Annotated in this window: 12 protein-coding genes; 3 read left to right on the forward strand and 9 right to left on the reverse strand. The window is 74.0% G+C overall.

The genetic code is table 11. From position 1 onward, the window contains the following. Positions 1-150 precede the first annotated feature (150 nt). Positions 151-3,402 carry a diguanylate cyclase gene (locus E4198_RS25315; protein WP_247597863.1) on the reverse strand — a complete coding sequence of 1,084 codons (3,252 nt, stop codon included), beginning with the start codon at positions 3,400-3,402 and terminating at the stop codon, positions 151-153. 410 nt (positions 3,403-3,812) lie between these two features. Beyond that, entirely contained in the window at positions 3,813-4,802 is a 990-nt protein-coding gene (locus E4198_RS05900) for a 2-hydroxyacid dehydrogenase (RefSeq protein WP_136182237.1), read from the reverse strand. An 83-nt stretch (positions 4,803-4,885) separates the two neighbouring features. On the opposite strand from E4198_RS05900, the gene E4198_RS05905 reads away from it, so the two are divergent. From E4198_RS05905 to E4198_RS05915, 3 genes are all read left to right on the forward strand, one after another. Continuing rightward, positions 4,886-5,881 (forward strand): aldo/keto reductase, encoded by a 996-nt coding sequence (locus E4198_RS05905; protein WP_136182238.1) that lies wholly within the window; start codon positions 4,886-4,888, stop codon positions 5,879-5,881. 181 nt (positions 5,882-6,062) lie between these two features. Further along, positions 6,063-7,169 carry a PQQ-dependent sugar dehydrogenase gene (locus E4198_RS05910; protein ID WP_247597864.1) on the forward strand — a complete coding sequence of 369 codons (1,107 nt, stop codon included), beginning with the start codon at positions 6,063-6,065 and terminating at the stop codon, positions 7,167-7,169. A gap of 70 nt (positions 7,170-7,239) precedes the next feature. After that, the gene (locus E4198_RS05915) at positions 7,240-7,476 is read left to right on the forward strand and encodes a DUF6191 domain-containing protein (protein WP_136182240.1); all 237 of its coding nucleotides are present in this window, start codon (positions 7,240-7,242) and stop codon (positions 7,474-7,476) included. A gap of 94 nt (positions 7,477-7,570) precedes the next feature. On the opposite strand, the gene E4198_RS05920 is transcribed toward E4198_RS05915, so the two are convergent. The 7 genes from E4198_RS05920 to gatA form a co-directional block, all read right to left on the reverse strand. Then, positions 7,571-10,651 (reverse strand): AAA family ATPase, encoded by a 3,081-nt coding sequence (locus E4198_RS05920; RefSeq protein ID WP_348771287.1) that lies wholly within the window; start codon positions 10,649-10,651, stop codon positions 7,571-7,573. A gap of 95 nt (positions 10,652-10,746) precedes the next feature. Further along, on the reverse strand, positions 10,747-10,932 hold the full coding sequence (locus E4198_RS05925; protein ID WP_136182241.1) for a hypothetical protein: 186 nt from the start codon (positions 10,930-10,932) through the stop codon (positions 10,747-10,749). Between the two features lie 179 nt (positions 10,933-11,111). Further along, a complete protein-coding gene (locus tag E4198_RS05930) occupies positions 11,112-13,364 on the reverse strand; it encodes an MMPL family transporter (protein WP_136182242.1) in 2,253 nt (750 codons plus the stop codon). 179 nt (positions 13,365-13,543) lie between these two features. Continuing rightward, positions 13,544-14,803 (reverse strand): AAA family ATPase, encoded by a 1,260-nt coding sequence (locus tag E4198_RS05935; RefSeq protein ID WP_168711375.1) that lies wholly within the window; start codon positions 14,801-14,803, stop codon positions 13,544-13,546. 166 nt (positions 14,804-14,969) lie between these two features. Continuing rightward, positions 14,970-16,478: an Asp-tRNA(Asn)/Glu-tRNA(Gln) amidotransferase subunit GatB gene (gene gatB / locus E4198_RS05940; RefSeq protein WP_136182244.1), complete on the reverse strand. Its 1,509-nt coding sequence runs from the start codon at positions 16,476-16,478 to the stop codon at positions 14,970-14,972. Between the two features lie 15 nt (positions 16,479-16,493). Continuing rightward, entirely contained in the window at positions 16,494-16,745 is a 252-nt protein-coding gene (locus tag E4198_RS05945) for a hypothetical protein (RefSeq protein ID WP_136182245.1), read from the reverse strand. Further along, complete coding sequence (gene gatA, locus E4198_RS05950; RefSeq protein ID WP_136182246.1) at positions 16,742-18,235, reverse strand: Asp-tRNA(Asn)/Glu-tRNA(Gln) amidotransferase subunit GatA; 1,494 nt, start codon at positions 18,233-18,235, stop codon at positions 16,742-16,744. The genes E4198_RS05945 and gatA overlap by 4 nt, the downstream gene beginning before the upstream one ends. Positions 18,236-18,237: the final 2 nt, after the last annotated feature.

Here is an 18,237-nt window from a genome sequence, read left to right on the forward strand (position 1 = left end):
AACAAAAAACCCCTCGTGCCGTGAGGCAGGCGAGGGGAGCGCGTCGGTGAGGGTCGCGGGGTCTTCGAGGCCCCGTTCAGCCGACGCGCTTGCCAAGTACGAGAATTCGGGTGCGCATGGCATGACCTTCCTCCTGGCCCCCTCGGGGTGTCAAGTGGGTGGGACGGGTGTCTCAGTATGTGAACTGTACGGTGGTCCGCCGGAGGGTCCGGCGGAGGGTGCGCCCGGGGAGCCGAGCGCGGAGTGGTGGGTGAGCGGGTCGGGACCGCTCAGGCCGCCGCGACGGACCGGCAGCCTGCCCGCCGCCACGACGGGACGGTGCCCCCCCGGGTCACCGCCTCGCGAGTCACCCCGGTGCGTCTCCCCCGCGCGCGTGTCCGCTCCTCGCGGTTCACCCGTGTGCGCCCCGCCCGCCCCACCCACTCCGCATACGGACGGCACGGGGAGCGGATAGCCGCCGACGGTCAGGGCGCGGCGCAGCCGGTGCTCGTCCAGCGCCCCGGAGAACGCGGCGCCCCGGCCGTGGGTGCAGCCCATCGCGCGCAGGGCGAGCACCTGCTCGGGGAGGTCCACGCCGTCGGCGACGGAGGTGAGTCCGATGTCGTCGGCGATGCGCAGCAGGCCGGAGGTGATCTTCCGCAGGCGCGGGGACTCCACGAGCCCTTCGACGAGACCCTGGTCGAGGCAGAGCACGTCCAGGGGGAGGCGCCGGAGCGCGGCGAGCGCCGCGTACCCGCTGCCGATGCCGTCCAGCGCGACCCGGACGCCGTGGTCCCGCAGACCGGTCAGCCGTTGTGCCAGCTCGTCGAGCGCGGTGCGCGGGTCGCCGACGGAGATCTCCAGCACCAGCCCGCACGGCGGCAGGCCGTGCCGGTCGAGCAGCTCCTCGACGCCGCAGCCCGGCAGCGCGGCAGCGGTCAGGCCGCGCGCGGACACCCGTACCGTCACCGGGGCGGTCAGGCCGGCGCGGTGCCGGTCGGCGGCCTGGGCGACGGCCTCCGCGATCAGCCGGCGGCTCCCCGGCGCGGCGCGTTCCCCGGCTCTCTCCAGCCTGGGGCGCCCATCGGTGCGCAGGTACTCGCCGGGGGTGAAGAGGATGCCCTGCGGTGAACGCCAGCGCGGCTGTGCCGCGACGGCGGTGACGCGCCCGGTGCTCAGCTCGACCACGGGCTGGTGCAGCAGGGCGAAGCCGCCGTCCCGGGGCCCGTCGGGGGGCGGACCTGCGACGCGTCCGGGTGCCGCGGAGGCGGGGCGTACGGGTGCCGACGCTGCGGCCGGCACAGAGGCGGGCGGGGCGGCGGGACCGGTGGCCACGGGACGCTCGGGGCCGGGCTGCTGCGGGAGCAGCGGCACTCCGGAGGCGCGCGCTCCGGCCGCCGGTACTTCCGCGGCTGGTACTGCCGCGGCCTTCGGCCTCGCGGTCGGCGCCTCGCCGGCCGCCGCACGGCGGGTCGCCTGCGGCGTCTGCGGGCGGTGCAACTCGACGCGGTTCTTTCCGGACTGCTTCGCGCGATACATGGCGAGGTCCGCGTGGCGCAGCAGGACGGCCGGGGTGACGCCGGACTCCGCGAACGCGACGCCGATGGACGCGGCCACGCGGACCTCGGTGCCGTCATGCACCCGGTAGGGCTGGGAGAGGGTGAGCCGCAGCCGGTCCGCGATCTCCAGGACGCGGCGCTCGCGGGCCTCCGTGTCGTGCGCGGTGGCCGGATCGCCCAGGATCAGCGCGGCGAACTCGTCGCCGCCGAGCCGGGCCGCCGTGTCACCGGCCCGCACCGACTCCCGCAGCCGCTGGGCGGCCTGCACCAGCAGTTCGTCGCCCGCGTGGTGGCCGACGGTGTCGTTGACCGCCTTGAAGCCGTCCAGGTCGATGTAGAGGACGGCGGTGTCCCCGTCCCCTCCGCGGCGCCCCGCGACCGCCTGGCGGACGCGGTCGGTGAACAGCGCCCGGTTGGGCAGGTCGGTGAGCGGGTCGTGCGAGGCGTTGTGCTTCAACTGGTCCTGGAGCCTTACGCGTTCGGTGACGTCGCGGCTATTGAGGATGAGCCCACCCTGGTAGCGGTTGACCGTCGACTCGACGTTGAGCCAGTGGCCGGCGCCGTGCCGGAAGCGGCACTCGATGCGCGTGGAGTGCTCGGACTCCGGTGGCGCGGCCAGGAAACGACGGATCTCGTGCAACACGCGTGCGAGGTCCTCGGGGTGGATCAGGGAGGCGAGTTCGGAGCCGACGAGCTGGTCGCCGTCCCGGCCGTAGACGCCGGCGGCGGCGGGCGAGACGTACCGCAGCACGCCGGTGGAGGCGGCGATCATGATGACGTCGCTGGAGCCCTGCACCAGGGAGCGGAAGTGGTTCTCCTTCTGGGCGAGTTCCTGTGTGAGGGTGATGTTGTCGAGCAGCATGATGCCCTGCCGCACCACCAGCGCGAGGACCACGGTGCAGCCCGTCAGGAGCACCACCCGGTCGACGGCGCGCCCATTGAGGGAGTTGTAGATGATGCTGAGCGTGCAGACGGCTGCGGCCAGATAGGGGGTGAGGGCAGCGAGGGAGCCGGCGAGGGGGCGGCCCTGCGGCTGACGCGCCTGGGCCGCGCGCCCGGCCCCGGTGTCCGTGCGGGCCGGTTCCCCGCCCTGCGGCGAACGGGCGCGCCCGGCGGCCGCAGCGGGAGCGCCCGCCGAGCGGCGGGCACCGACCCAGGGGGCGTAGGCGAGGAGCAGCGAGCCGGCGAACCAGCCGGCGTCCAGGAGCTGCCCGGAGCTGTAGTGCTCACGCAGCAGGGGCGAGGTGAACAACGCGTCGCACAGTACTGTCAGCGCCAGTGCGCCGATCGCGGTGTTGATCGCGGACCGGTCGGCAGCCGTGCGGCGGAAGTGCAGGGCCAGCACCATGCTGACGAGCACGATGTCGAGCAGCGGGTAGGTGAGCGTGAGCGCCGCGTAGGCCACCGAGTCGCCCTGCGGGGATGCGGTGTGGGCGAGCGCGAGGGACCAGGAGACGGTCAGCAGGGAGCCGCCGATGAGCCAGGCGTCGAGGCCGAGGCAGACCCAGCCGGCCCGGGTCACGGGCCGGCTGGCCAGCACCAGCAGGCCCACCACGGCCGGCGGCGCGAAGAGCAGGAAGCAGAAGTCGGCGACGGACGGGTGCGGCACGGGCGCCGCGAGCACCACCTCGTACCATCCCCACACGCCGTTGCCCAGCGCCGCCATGGCGGAGGACAGTGCGAAGAGGTACCAGGCCGGACGGAAGCGGCCGCCGCGTCGCGTACGGGCGTACCAGAAGCAGGAGGCGGCGGCGAGCAGTGCGGCTGCGGCGAGGCCGAAGTCCCCCATGATCAGGGCCATGCGGGGGGAACCCCAGCCGAAGGCGGCGCCGGTGGCGTAGGCGCCGCAGACGGCGGCGAGCAGGAGTCGCGGTCCGGCGCCGCAGCGGGGGGCCGGAGGGACGTCAGCGCCGTCCCCGCCGGCCGCGCCGTGCACCTTGGGCCGCGCCCAGGTGCCGGGGCCGCCCTGGGTGTTCACCGGTCCTCCCGGGACGGTGGATGCGTCGTCCCGTGCCGGAGGGACCGTCTGCGTACTCCGCACTGTGCGTGCCGCCTTCGGCGGTTCGTCCCTCGGTCCCGCATGCGCCCGTCGCCCCCCTCGGTGTCCTGGTTCGGCCCCCGACGGGACGATACACCAGATTCGTCACGCAGGGACATACTTCCGATACAGAACGTGACGACCTGGGGTGATGAGCGGCTCCCGTGCTGCGGGACGTGACAAGCGCGCGGGCGCAGGGGCGTCGCCCCGTCACTCCCCCTCGCCCCCTCATCCCGTCACCTCTCGCCCTGCTCCCTCCCCGCGGTCGCGACGACGTGCTCGACCTGCTCGCCGGCGACCCAGCGGGTCAACTGGGCCCGCAGCATCCGCTTCGCGCGGGGCAGGAACGCGCTCGTGGGACCGCCCACGTGCGGGCTGATCAGCACGCCGGGCGCCCGCCACAGCGGGTGCTCCGAGGGCAGCGGCTCCGGGTCGGTGACGTCCAGGGCTGCTCGCAGCCGACCGGACTCCAGCTCGACGAGCAGCGCCTCGGTGTCGACCACTCCCCCGCGCGCGATGTTGACCAGCAGGGCCCCGTCCCGCATGCGGCCGAGGAATCCCGTTCCGGCCAGGCCGCGGGTCTCGTCGGTCAGCGGGGTGCACAGGATCACGACGTCGGCGCGCGGCAGCAGTTCCGCCACCTCGGCGAGCGCGTGCACCGGGCCGCGCGCCGTGGTGCGCGCCGTACGCGCGACCCGCAGCACCTCGGCGACCTCGAACGGCAGCAACCGGTCCTCGATGGCCGCGCCGATCGCGCCGTAGCCCACGATCAGCACGGTCCGGTCGGCCAGCGCCGGGTAGATGCCCTGGAGCCAGTCGCCGGACGGCTGGGCGCGGACGAACTCCGGGATGCGGCGCAACGAGGCCAGCGTGAGGGCGAGGGCGAGCTCGGCGGTGCTCGCGTCGTGCACGCCGCGGGCGTTGCACAGCACGGTGCCCTCGGGCAGCCCCGGGACGGCGGGCACGACGTGGTCGATGCCCGCGGTGAGGGTCTGCACCACCCTAACGTGCGTCATGTCCGGCAGCGGGCGTGCGGCGACGACCGGGCCCTTCATGTACGGCACCACGTAGAAGCCGCAGCGCGCCGGGTCGGCGGGGAACTCCTCAGCGCCGTCCCAGAAGTGGTACGCCGGCCCCTCGGGCAGACCGTCGATCTCGGCGGGCGGTACGGGCAGCCACACGTCCGTGGCCTGCTGTGCGATGGTCGCGGAGGTATCGGAAGCCATGGCCAGAGGCTATGCGAAACGTCGGCGGAGCCACCCGCTAGTTTGGTGCCGTCGGAGCGGACGCGGGGAGGAGTGGCGGCCAGGTGGAGCGCAGGACGATCGGTGCCGCCGCACTGGAGGTGGGGGCCGTCGGCCTCGGCTGCATGCCGATGAGCTGGGCCTACTCCACCTCGGAGCAGGACGGCGAGTCGTCGCTGCGCACGGTGCACACCGCTCTGGACCGGGGGTCCACGCTGCTGGACACCGCCGACATGTACGGCCCGTTCACCAATGAGCTGCTGCTCGGACGGGTGCTGAAGGAGCGGCGCGGGGACGCGTTCGTCTCCACCAAATGCGGCCTGCTGGTGGGCGACCAGCACATCGTCGCCAACGGCCGCCCGGGGTACGTGAAACGGGCTTGCGACGCCTCGTTGCGCAGGCTGCAGACGGACGTGATCGACCTCTACCACCTGCACCGCGCCGACCCGGAGGTTCCCGTCGAGGAGACCTGGGGCGCGATGGCGGAGCTGGTGCGGGCGGGCAAGGTGCGGGCGCTCGGGCTCAGCGCGATGGGCGCCCGCGCCGACCGGCGCCCCGGCACGGGCATCCACGAGGCGACGCTGCACCTGCTGCACCGGGTCCAGCAGGTCTTCCCCGTGAGCAGCGTGCAGGCGGAGCTGTCGGTCTGGTCGCGGGAGGCGCTGGACGCGCTGCTGCCGTGGTGCGAATCGCGCGGGGTCGGATTCCTCGCCGCGATGCCGCTGGGCAACGGCTACCTGACCGGCACGCTGACCACCGGCGGCGGTTTCGAGGCGGACGACGTACGCGCCCGGCACCCGCGGTTCACCGGCGAGATGATGGCCGCGAACCAGCCGCTGGTGGCCGGGCTCCGGAGGGTCGCCCAGCGCCACGGCGAGGCGACGCCGGCGCAGGTGGCGCTGGCCTGGCTGCTCACGCGCGGGCGTCACGTGGTACCGGTGCCGGGGGCGAAGAAGGCGCGCTGGGCTGCGGAGAACGCGGCGGCCGCCGGTCTGCGCCTCACCGCGGAGGACCTGCTGGAGATCGACACGCTGCCGCCCGCGCAGGGCTCGTGGGACTGACGCGGCCCCGGGAGCCGCGGCATGTGGTCTGCTGGAGGGGGAAGCGCTCACCGGTGACGGACCGTCGGTGACCGCCCGGCGACGTCAGGAGGCACTGATCGTGGGGACGCATCGACCGGCCGGACAACCGGACCGGGCACGCACCCGTACGGCCTGCGCGGCCGCGCTCGCGGCGTTCGCGCTGTTCGCGGCGGGCTGCTCCGCGGAGGACGGCGCGCAGCCGGACGAGGGCCGCACCGGGCAGGGCGGGCCCACGACGTCCGGATCGGCGTCGCCGACCCGCGACGCGCCGCCGGCGAAGGGCTCGGTCGACGTCGGGAGCACCGTCGCGACCGACCTGCGGTCCCCGTGGGGTCTGGCGCCGCTGCCGAACGGCGATCTGCTGGTCTCCTCCCGGGACACCGGGGAGATCGTGCACGTCGACGGGGAGACGGGGAAGAAGACCCCGGCGGGTGGTGTGCCCGGCGCCGAACCGGGCGGCGAGGGCGGCCTGCTGGGCATCGCCCTCCCTCGCGACGACGCCCGCAGCCTGTACGCGTACGTGACGACGGCGTCCGACAACCGCGTGGTGCGGATGCGGTACGACGACCGCGCCCCGGCCGGTGAACGGCTGAGCGCCCCCGACACCGTCTACAAGGGCATCCCCAAGGGCGCCATCCACAACGGCGGCCGGATCGCCTTCGGCCCGGACGGCATGCTGTACGTCGGCACCGGAGAAACCGGCGACGAAGGGCTCGCGCAGGACGCGTCCTCCCCGGCCGGCAAGATCCTGCGCATGACCCCCGAGGGCGAGCCCCCCGCGAAGGGCAATCCCCGGGACGACTCGGTCGTCTACTCCTCCGGCCACCGGAACGTGCAGGGGCTCGCGTGGGACGAGGACGGCCGGTTGTGGGCCGCGGAGTTCGGACAGAACACCTGGGACGAGCTCAATCGCATCGAGGCCGGCGGAAACTACGGCTGGCCGGAGGTCGAGGGGAAGGCCGGGGAAGAGGGCTTCGTCGACCCGGTCGCGCAGTGGCGTCCGTCCGAGGCGTCGCCCAGCGGGGTCGCCGTCGCCGAGGGCTCGGTGTGGATGGCCGGCCTGCGCGGCGAACGGCTCTGGCGCATCCCGCTGAACGGCGGGGAACCCTCGGCAGCCCCTCAGGCGTTCCTGGAAGGCGAGTACGGGCGACTGCGCACCGTCGTGGCCGACGGCGACGGCGGGCTGTGGCTGGTCACCAACGAGACGGACACGCGCGGCACCCCCGAAGAGGGTGACGACCGTATCCTGAGGTTGACGGTGCGCTGAGCGCGCACCGGGCCGAGGGACACGACGCGCGCACACGACGTTGCCCGGAGCGGGCACGGGGAGGGCTGGCATGGACCTGGGTGCGGTCAACGAGCTGTTCAACCCGAGCGCCAAGCACACCGAGGACGAGCGGCAGCGGCTGGAGCACACCCGCGTCGCCGAGGGCGACCACGAGCCGGGCTGCGGTCCGGTCGACCTCGACTCCGGCACGGTCCTGATGGTGCCGTCGGACGCCGGCATGATCCTTCCGCCGAAGGTTCGAGTGGAGGAGCAGGCCGAGGACGACGAGGACGAGCCGGAGGTCTGAACGGCCCGACGCTGAACGCCCGGACGTCGGAACGCCCCGGCGTCCGAACGGCCCGGGCGCCCCCGGGGGTGTGGTCCCGCGCACCGTCCGCCGGTCAGCGCCGTGCTGCCGCCTCCGACTCCGGTTCCGGCCCCACGAGCCGGAGCCGGTGCGCCATCGCCGCCGCCTCGCCGCGCCCTGCGACGCCCAGCTTCGCCAGGATGCGGGACACGTGCACGCTGGCTGTCTTCGGCGAGATGAACAGCCGCTCCGCGATCTGACGGTTGCTGCGCCCGGCGGCGACCAGGCCGAGCACGTCGCGTTCGCGGGCCGTGAGCCCGAACGAGTCCGCAGGGTCGCCGGGAGCCGGCTCCTGCTCTTCCCCCCGGGGCGTGTCGCCGTTCACCGCGATGCGGGCCCGTGCGGCGAGCTGTGCGGTCTCCTCCAGCAGCACCCGGGCGCGGAGGCGCCGCGCCGTTCCGTGCGCCGCGCGCAGCAGCCGGGCCGCCTCGGCACGGTCGCCACCGTCGTCCAGCAGCGCCTCGGCCAGCCGCTGGCGGGCCTGCGCCAGCTGGAAGGGGCGCTCCAGCGACGCGAACGCCGCGACGGCCTCCGCCCAGCGCCGCGGGTCCGAGCGGCCCTCCGCGCGGTCGAGTTCGGCGGCGACCAGCAGCGACCACGCCGTCCACACGGGCGCCGGGTGCGGGAGCCTGCGTGCCGCGACCCGCAGCCGCGCCAGCAGTTCCGAGCGGCCGTCCTCGGCGTCCGGCAGCCCCAGAAGGTCCGCTTCCGCTCTGACCGCCGTGTGCAGCAGCGGCCAGACGTACGGGTGCGTCCCGACCGGGAGGCCCTCGTCCAGCACCCGTGTCGTCTCCGCCCGCGCGGCCCGCCAGTCGCCCCGGCCGGCGGCGAGGGCGAGGGCGAACCGCCGCAGCGGCAGTTCGCTCTGAGGCTCCGGCCGGCGCTGCCGCGCGTACTGCTCGACGGCAGTGCGGCGGGCGGCCTCCACCGCGGCCAGGTCGCCCCGGTCCAGGGCGAGTTCGCCCGCGTGCACCTCCTGCGAGGCGCGGGTGTGCGGCCACACCGCGAGCTGTCGCGCCTCCTCGACCACCTCCGCCGCCTCGTCCCACCGGCCCAGCGCGTGGAGCGACTCCGCCTGGTTGCCGAGGGCGAAGGCTCGCTGGTTCCGGCGTCCGTGCGCCGCCGCGGTACGGGCCGCGCCGGCCGCGGCGGCCACGGCCTCCTCCGACCGCCCGACGTACTCCAGTTCGGCGGCCAGGTTGGTCCCCGCGCGGATCACCAGGCCGAACTCGCCCATCCCGGCGGCCCGTTCCTGGGCGATGCCGATCTCCGCCAGCCCCGCTCCCACGTCTCCGCCCTGCACCATCAGCACACCCAGGGTGATCCGGGCGTTCTGCTCGATGTGGCGGGCGCCGACGACGCGGGCGAGGCCGACGGCCTGCAGGGCGGTGGACAGGGTGTCCGGCCCGGGATCGTGCTTCATGCCCCAGCCGGCCGCCGAGGCGAGCACCTCCGCGTGCACCGCCGAGGGCGGCAGGCCGCGCACGAGTTCCTGGGCGCGGGAGATCTCGTCCCAGCCGTCGCCCCGCGCCAGCCCCTCGGCGAGACGGGCGCGCTGCACCCAGAACCAGGCCGCGCGCAGCGGGTCGCGGCCTTCGTCGAGCAACGCCAGAGCCCGCTTGGCGACGGCCAGGGCCCGCTCCAGCGCGCCGCCCACCCGGGCCGCGACCACCGTCTCGGCGAGCAGGTCCATGAAGCGCAGCGACCCCTCTCCCGGATCGCCCGCACACGGCGGATAGACCTCGGCGTGGTCGACGGGCCGCAGCGCGACCCGTACGTCCTCCGGGACGTCGTCCCACAGCTCGACGGCGCGCTCCAGCAACTGGTGCTGCTCGGCGAAGGCGTGCCGGGCGCGGGCCTCCACGGAAGCGGCCAGCACCGCGGGCAGCGCCTTCGCCGCGTCACGGCCCCGGTACCAGTAGTGGGCCAGCCGGGTCGCGCGCACCTCCGCGCGGACCAGCGAAGGGTCGGCCTCGAGGGCGCGGGCGTACTGCCGGCTGAGCCCGGCGCCCTCGCCGGGCAGCAGGTCCTCGCTGACGGCCTCGCGCAGCAGCGCGTGCCGGAAGCGGTAGCCGTCGCCGTCGTCCGTCGGTATCAGCACGTTCGCGCCGACCACCGCGCGCAGCGCGCCGCGCAGTTCTTCGGCGGGCAGCCCGCAGACGGCGGCCAGCAGCGCGTGCTCGACCGCGGAGCCGCCCTGCGCCGCGACCTGCACCACCTGCTGGGCCTCCTCGGGCAACGCCTCGACACGGACCAGCAGCAGGTCCCGCAGGGTGTCGCTGAGCGAGCAGGTCGCGCCGTGGTGGGTCAGCTCCTCCACGAAGTACGGGTTCCCGTCGGTGCGTGCGTAGACCGACGCGACGAGGTCGCGGGGCGGCTCGGCCACGCCCTGGATTCCGGCGATCTGCGCGCGCACCTCGTCCCGGCTCAGCCGGGGCAGGTCGATGCGGCGGACCGTGCGCAGCCGGTCGGTCTCGGCGAGGAAGGGCCGCAGCGGGTGCCGCCGGTGGATGTCGTCGGCGCGATAGGTGGCCAGCAGCACCAGGCGGGACGGCGCCTGGAGCGATCGGTAGAGGTAGCCGAGGAGTTCGCGGGTGGACCGGTCGGCCCAGTGCAGGTCCTCCAGCGCGAGGACGACCGTGCGCTCGGCGGTGAGGCGTTCGAGCAGCTGGGCGGTGAGTTCGAAGAGCCGGGCCCGGCCGTCCTCCTCGTCCCACGCCTCCCGGAGAGCCCGCCCTTCCGCGGCCGCACCGGGATGCGCGGGGGCGAGGTCGGGGAGCAGCCGGGCGAGTTCGGCTTCGCGCCCGCCCGCGGCGACGCTCAGGGCGTCCGCGCCGAGGGTGCGGTGCAGGGCACGCAGGGCGGTGGCGAAGGGCGCGAACGGCAGGCCGTCCGCGCCGAGTTCGAGGCACCCGCCGACCGCCGTGACGGCCCCGGCGGCGCGTGCACGAGCGAGGTACTCGTCCAGCAGTCGGGTCTTGCCGACGCCGGCCTCACCGCCGACGAGCAGCGCCTGCGGCTCGCCGGACCCCGCCCGGGCCAGCGCGTCGAGCAGGGCGGCCAGCTCCTGGGAGCGACCGACGAAAACCGGGCTTCCGGCGATGTCGTTCAGCACGGACCCCAGCATGACACCGGACGCCGGCATCCGGGTGAGCGCGGATGCCGGCGTCCGGTCGGGGACGGTGGCGGGCGCGGCCGTCACGACGGACCTCAGGCCGCGTGCACGAACCGGTCGCGCAGCCGCCTCACCCGCCCCTCCGCTTCGTCGCTGAGCCGGCGCTCCCGCCGGGCGGCGCGTGCCGCGTCGGCGCGGCGCTCGGCCTCGGCGCGGCGCCGGAGGTCGGCGGCGCGGAGCAGGTGTGCGTCGGCGTACGGGTCGTAGTCCTGAGCGAGCATGTCGGGCTTCCCTCCTGGAGTGCGGAGTCCGGTTCTCCCGGACGACCTCCAGCCTCCGCCGTGAGGGGGGTGCGGCACATCGGGCGACCGACGCGTTCCGGGGGCGGCGGGGGCCTTAGTTCCGCGAGCGGAGGTCTTAGGCGGGCTGCGAGGGACCTCAGAGCGGGCGCGGCCGGGGCTCAGCCGGAGGAGACGCGGTCCCCGTCCCGCTGGTGCGGGACGAACGCCGGCTCGCCGGCGCCCGGTCCGACGGCCTCCGGACGCTCCGGGGGCTCGATGGTGACCCGGGGCAGGATGCGGTCCAGCCACTTCGGCAGCCACCAGTTCGCGCCGCCGAGCAGGTGCATCAGCGCGGGCACCAGGAGGGTGCGCAGGACGTACGCGTCCAGGGCGACGGCCGTCGCCAGGCCGATGCCGAACATGGCGATGATCCGGTCGCCGCTGAGCACGAACGCGCTGAAGACCGCGATCATGATGGCCGCCGCGCAGTTGATCACGCGGCCGGTCTCGGCGAGCCCCACCCGCACCGAGCGCCGGTTGTCGCCGGTACGGCGCCACTCCTCGTACATGCGGCTGACCAGGAAGACCTGGTAGTCCATGGACAGGCCGAAGAGGACCGAGATCATGATGACCGGCAGGAAGGGCTCGATCGGCCCCGCGCCTCCCAGACCCATCCCCTCGCTGCCCCAGCCCCACTGGAAGACCGCGACCACCACGCCGAACGACGCGGACACGGCCAGCACGTTCATCAGCGCCGCCTTGACCGGGATACCGATGCTCCGGAAGGCGAGCAGGAGCAACGCCGAACCGAGGGCGACGACGACGCCGAGGAAGAGCGGCAGCTTCTCCAGGATGGTGTCGGCGAAGTCGTCGTAGCTCGCGGTCAGCCCGCCGACGTGCACGGTGAGCGGCGCCCCGTCCAGAGCCCGGGGCAGCACGTCGGCGCGCAGCCGTTCGACGAGCTGCGAGGTCCGTACGTCCTGCGGGGCCGAGTCGGGCAGCACGGTGACGGTGCCGACACCGCCGCGCTCGCTCACCGCCGGGCCGGTGACGCCGGCGACGCCCTGCGCGTCGCGCAGCGCGCCCGGAAGCCGTTCGAGCGCGGAGCGGTCCTCGGGGCCGTCGATCTCGGCGACCAGGGTGAGCGGCCCGTTGATGCCGGGCCCGAAGCCGTCGGCCCTCAGGTCGTACGCCTGCCGGGTGGAGGAGCCCGCCGGGGCGGTGCCGCCGTCGGCGGTGCCCAGGTGCAGGCCCAGCACCGGAAGCGCGAGCACCACCATGAGGGCGGCGGCGAGCGCACCGAGCACGCGGGGGCGGCGTTCGACGAACGCGGACCAGCGCGCGGCCGGCCCGGCGGTCCCCTCCTCGGCCGCCGGGCCGGACCGCGCCAGCCTGCGCCGCTCGCGGCGGCTGAGGGCCCGCACGCCGATGACGGAGAGGAGGGAGGGCAGCAGGGTGATCGAGGCGAGCACGGCGAGCAGCACGGTCACCGAGGCGGCGACCGCGACGCCGACGAGGAAGTCCAGACGCAGCACGAGCATGCCGAGCAGGGCGATGCACACGGTGGCGCCGGCGAAGATCACGGCCCGGCCGGCGGAGGAGACGGCGTCCTCGGCGGCCTCGGCGACGGTGAGTCCGCGGCGCAGCCCGCGCCGGTGCCGGGTGACGATGAACAGGGCGTAGTCGATGCCCACGCCGAGTCCGATCAGGGTGCCCAGCATGGGTGCGAAGTCGGCCAGCGTCATGACGTGCCCGAGCAGGCCGGTGACCAGGTAGGCGGTGCCGACGCTGACCACGGCGGTGATGAGCGGCAGCAGCATGGCCGCCAGGGAGCCGAAGGCGAAGAGCAGCACCACGGCCGCGGCGGCGACGCCGATGGCCTCGCTGAGGCGGGTGGAGCCGGTGTCGGCCTCCGGGACGTTCGCACCGCCGACGGCCGTCCGGAGGCCGGGGACGTCCGCGGCCGCGGCCGCGGCCAGGTCGGCGACGCGTGCGCTGTCCGCCTGCGGCACCTCCTCGACGGCCGGGTCGAAGTGCACCGTGGCATAGGCCGTCTCTTTGTCGCGGCTGATCCGGTCGCCCGCGCGGGGGTTCTCGGCGTAGGGGCTGGTGACGCCGGAGACGGTGGGGACGTCCGCGATCTGCCGGAGCGCCTGCCCCATCCGTTCCCGCACGGCCGGTTCGCTCACCCCGTCGCCGTCCCGGCCGGCGGGCACGTGCCACACCACGGTGTCGCTCTCGCCGGCGGTGTCGGGGAAACCCTGGCGCAGCAGGTCGTGGGCGCGGGAGGACTCGGTGCCGGAGACGCCGTAGTCGCTGGTGTAGGCGGTCCCGACGGCGGTGACGGCGGCCGCCGTGCCGGCGAGGGCGAGGAGCCACAGCGCGGCGACGACGAGGCGGCGTCGCAGACACCAGCGGGCGAGAGCGGCCATACCGTGTGCTTTCCTGGTTTTCCGATTGCGGTTCCCCAGGGCCGTACTGTGCCATCCGGACGTGATCGTTTGCGGCTTTCGTGCCGCTCGTCACACGTGCCGTCCGACACGGCTTCCCCCCGGACCCGCGCGGGGGCGGAATCCGGGGGAAGCCGTGCGAAGCGCTCTTTCGGCGGAGGTCAGGCCGTGGCGCCGAGCTGGGCGATCGCCTCGTCGACGGAGACGGTCGCGTCCGCGTCCTCGCCGGGGCGGCGCTCGCGCACCGGACGGGCCCGGGTGACCGTGGACACCGTGTGCGAGTCCGCGTCGACGCGGGAGTCCGGCTCCAGGAAGACCAGCCCGCCGGAGGTCTCGTCGCGCAGCGCCGAGAGCAGCGCGGGCGAGTGCGTGGTCGCGATGAGCTGGCGGAAGCCGCTGACCTGCGTGGCCCGCCGGGTCAGGTCGTCGTACCCGTCGACCCCGCGGAGCAGCCGCCGCACCAACTCCGGCAGCCGGGACGGGTGCAGGCCGTTCTCCAGCTCCTCGACGGCCAGGACGCCGGCCCGCCGGTCGTCGTACCAGGCGGCGAGGAGCGCGAGCACGCGGAGCGTGCCGCCGGACAGCATCGGCGGCGACGTCCAGCCGGTGTGGCTGAACAGCACGTCGAAGTCGTACTCCCCGCGCCGCTCGTCGAACAGCGGCCGGATGCCGTCGGTCTCGGGGATCAGCGCGGCCAGGTCCGCCTCCATGGCGCTGCGCTCGTCACGGCCGACGCGGTGCAGCACGGCGGCCAGGTTGCCGCCGTCCGCCTGGAGCGGCGCGACCTCGCTGCCGCCGAACGGCCTGCGCAGCGCGGCCGGGTCGAGGGCGATGGGCTGCCAGGTGGCGCACTCCCGGTGCAGCAGGGCCAGCAGTTCGGCGCCGTCCCGGCCGGCCCCGGCGGACTCGGCGTCCAGCGACACCCAGTCGGTGCCGGTGCGCTTGAGGAACTTCTCGCGCGCCTCGGACAGGGCGGCCTTCAGCTCCTCGGGCATGCCCAGGCGGCCCATCCAGCCGGTGCGGTCCATGCTGCTGACCCAGACGCTGGCGCGCACCGGCAGCGGCGTCGCCCGGGAAGACTCGGGCGGCCGCGTGTCGCGCTCCACCTCCAGCCACACGACCATCGGCAGCGGACCGTCGGCGGACGGCACGATCATGCCGACCTTGATGCTCATCACGGTGGAGGAGTACGTGCCGTCGCTGCCGGCGGCGTGGTGGAACAGGTGCCGCGGGGCGAGCGGCGGGTCGGTGCCCAGCGACGAGGGGAAGCCACTGGTGACGGCCTTGCGGACGAAGTCCAGCGCGTCCAGCAGGTTGGACTTCCCCGAACCGTTGGTGCCCATGAGCACCGTGCACGGGTGTACGTCCAACTCGAAATTCAGAAACGACTTGAACCCGTCGATCTCCACCCGGGTGATCACGTTTCCACCTCCTCCTAACGGACCTGCGCGGACAGCCACCGCCACCCTAGCCCCCGGAGCGGCGGAAGGGCGGCTCCGCTGCTGCGGAACCGCCCTTCACCGTCCTGCTCACGTGCCCGCGCCGGTGCTCAGCCCTCGACGCCGAGCTTCTCGAGACTGTGCTCGGTCATTCTCTCGGGGCAAGCCGCTCGAGGATGAGCTCGCGCACGCGCGCGGCGTCGGCCTGGCCTCGGGTGGCCTTCATGACCGCGCCCACGAGGGCTCCGGCCGCCGCGACCTTGCCGCCGCGGATCTTGTCCGCGATCGCCTGGTTGCCCTCGATGGCCTCGTCGACGGCCTTGCCCAGTGCGCCCTCGTCGGAGACGACCTTGAGGCCGCGCTTGTCCACGACCTCGTCCGGGCCGCCCTCTCCGGCGAGGACGCCCTCGATGGTCTGCCGCGCGAGTTTGTCGTTGAGGGACCCCTCGGCGACCAGCGCGCAGAGCCGGGCGACCTGCTCGGGCGTGATGGGCAGGTCGCCGAGTTCGGCCTCCTGCTCGTTGGCGCGGCGCGCCAGTTCGCCCATCCACCACTTGCGGGCCTGGTCGGACGGGGCGCCGGCGTCGATGGTGGCGACGATCAGGCCGACCGCGCCCGCGTTGAGCACCGACTGCATCTCGTGCTCGGAGATGCCCCACTCCTCGCGCAGCCGGTTGCGGCGCACGCGCGGCAGTTCGGGCAGCTCGGCGCGGAGCTTCTCCACCCACTCGCGGGACGGGGCGACCGGGACGAGGTCGGGCTCCGGGAAGTACCGGTAGTCCTCCGCCTCCTCCTTGACGCGCCCGGAGGTGGTGGAGCCGTCCTCCTCGTGGAAGTGGCGGGTCTCCTGCACGATCGTCCCGCCGCCGCCGAGTACGCCCGCGTGCCGCTGCACCTCGAAGCGGACCGCCCGTTCGACGGACCGCAGCGAGTTGACGTTCTTGGTCTCGGAACGGGTGCCGAACGTCTCCCGGCCGTGCGGGCGCAGCGACAGGTTGACGTCGCAGCGCATCTGGCCCATCTCCATGCGGGCCTCGGAGACGTCCAGCGCGCGGATAAGTTCGCGCAGTTCGGCCACGTACGCCCTGGCGACCTCGGGGGCGCGCGCGCCGACGCCGGTGATCGGCTTGGTGACGATCTCGATCAGCGGAATGCCGGCCCGGTTGTAGTCCAGCAGCGAGTGCGAGGCGCCGTGGATACGGCCGGTCGCGCCGCCGATGTGGGTGGACTTGCCGGTGTCCTCCTCCATGTGGGCGCGCTCGATCTCCACGCGGAAGACCTCGCCGTCCTCCAGTTGCACGTCGAGGTAGCCGCCGAAGGCGATCGGCTCGTCGTACTGGGAGGTCTGGAAGTTCTTCGGCATGTCCGGATAGAAGTAGTTCTTCCGGGCGAAGCGGCACCACTCGGCGATCTCGCAGTTCAGCGCGAGACCGATCCGCACGGCGGACTCGACGCCGGTCGCGTTGACGACCGGCAGCGAGCCGGGCAGCCCCAGACAGGTGGGGCAGGTCTGGGTGTTGGCGTCCGCGCCCAGGGCGGTGGAGCACCCGCAGAACATCTTGGTCCTGGTGCCGAGCTCGACGTGCACCTCAAGCCCCATCACGGGGTCGAAGTCGGCCAGGGCGTCCTCGTAGGACACCAGTTCAGTGACGGTCACGGAAATTCAAGCCTCTCAGTCGAGGACGTCGTCCACGACGTCTTCCAGGTCCATCCGGCGCAGTTCGCGGACGAGCAGCGCGACGCCCGTGACGATGCCGGCGGCCGACACGGCCACGTCGACGAGCTGGAGGGTGTCGCCCTCCGCACGGGCCTGCTTGCCACGCTTCACGGTGCCCACGACGCCGAACAGCGAGGTGGCGATGGAGATGTACATGCCGGTCCGGGACTTCTTGAATCCCTTGGCCTTCTGCAGCTTTCCACTCACAGCGACGGAGCCTCCTCGAGCAACGGGTGTCCCCAACGTGCCTGGTACGCGGCCTCGACGGCGGCACCGACACGGTAGAGACGGTCATCGGCCATGGCGGGGGCGACGATCTGCAGCCCCACCGGGAGCCCGTCCTCCGGCGCCAGGCCGCAGGGCAGCGACATCGCGGCGTTGCCGGCCAGGTTGGACGGGATGGTGCACAGGTCTGCGAGGTACATCGCCATCGGGTCGTCGGCCCGTTCGCCGATCGGGAAGGCGGTGGTCGGGGTCGTCGGCGAGACGAGTACGTCGACCTGCTCGTACGCCTTCTCGAAGTCGCGCGTGATGAGGGTGCGGACCTTCTGCGCGGAGCCGTAGTAGGCGTCGTAGTAGCCGGAGCTGAGCGCGTAGGTGCCCAGCATCACGCGGCGCTTCACCTCGTCGCCGAAGCCGGCCTCGCGGGTCAGCGCGGTCACGTCCTCGGCGGAACGGGTGCCGTCGTCGCCCACGCGGAGGCCGTAGCGCATGGCGTCGAAGCGGGCCAGGTTGGACGAGCACTCGCTCGGCGCGATCAGGTAGTAAGCGGCCAGGGCCTTGGTGAAGGACGGGCAGGACACCTCGACGACGTCGGCGCCCAGTTCCTTCAGCAGCTCGACGGCCTCGTCGAAGCGCTGCATCACGCCGGCCTGGTAGCCCTCGCCGCGGAACTCCTTCACCACTCCGACGCGCAGGCCCTCGACACCGCCGTTCCGCGCGGCCTCGACGACGTCCGGGACCGGCTGGTCGATGGAGGTCGAGTCCATCGGGTCGTGGCCCGCGATGACGCTGTGCAGCAGCGCCGCGTCCAGCACCGTGCGGGCGCACGGGCCGCCCTGGTCGAGGGAGGAGGAGAAGGCGACCATGCCGTAGCGGGAGACGCCGCCGTAGGTCGGCTTGACGCCGACCGTTCCGGTGACGGCGGCGGGCTGGCGGATCGAGCCGCCGGTGTCCGTGCCGATCGCCAGCGGCGCCTGGTAGGAGGCGAGGGAGGCGGACGAGCCGCCGCCAGAGCCGCCGGGGATGCGGGTCAGGTCCCACGGGTTGCCGGTCGGGCCGTAGGCGCTGTTCTCGGTCGAGGACCCCATGGCGAACTCGTCCATGTTGGTCTTGCCGAGGATGACCACGTCCGCCTCCTTGAGGCGGCGGGTCACGGTGGCGTCGTACGGAGGGATCCAGCCCTCGAGGATCCTGGACCCGACGGTCGTGGGGATGCCCGCGGTGGTGAAGATGTCCTTCAGCGCGAGGGGCACGCCGGCCAGCGGGCCGAGCTTCTCGCCGCGTTCCCGCTTCGCGTCGACCTCGCGCGCCTGGGCGAGCGCGCCCTCGCGGTCCACGTGCAGGAAGGCGTGCACCTTCTCGTCGACGGCGTCGATCCGGGCCAGGTGGGCCTCGGCGACCTGGACGGCGGTGACCTCGCCGGAGGCGATCTTCGCGGCGATCTCCGCGGCGGTGAGCTTGATCAGTTCACTCATGG

This window comes from Streptomyces sp. RKND-216 (genome assembly GCF_004795255.1).
Taxonomy (GTDB): Bacteria; Actinomycetota; Actinomycetes; order Streptomycetales; family Streptomycetaceae; genus Streptomyces; species Streptomyces hazeniae.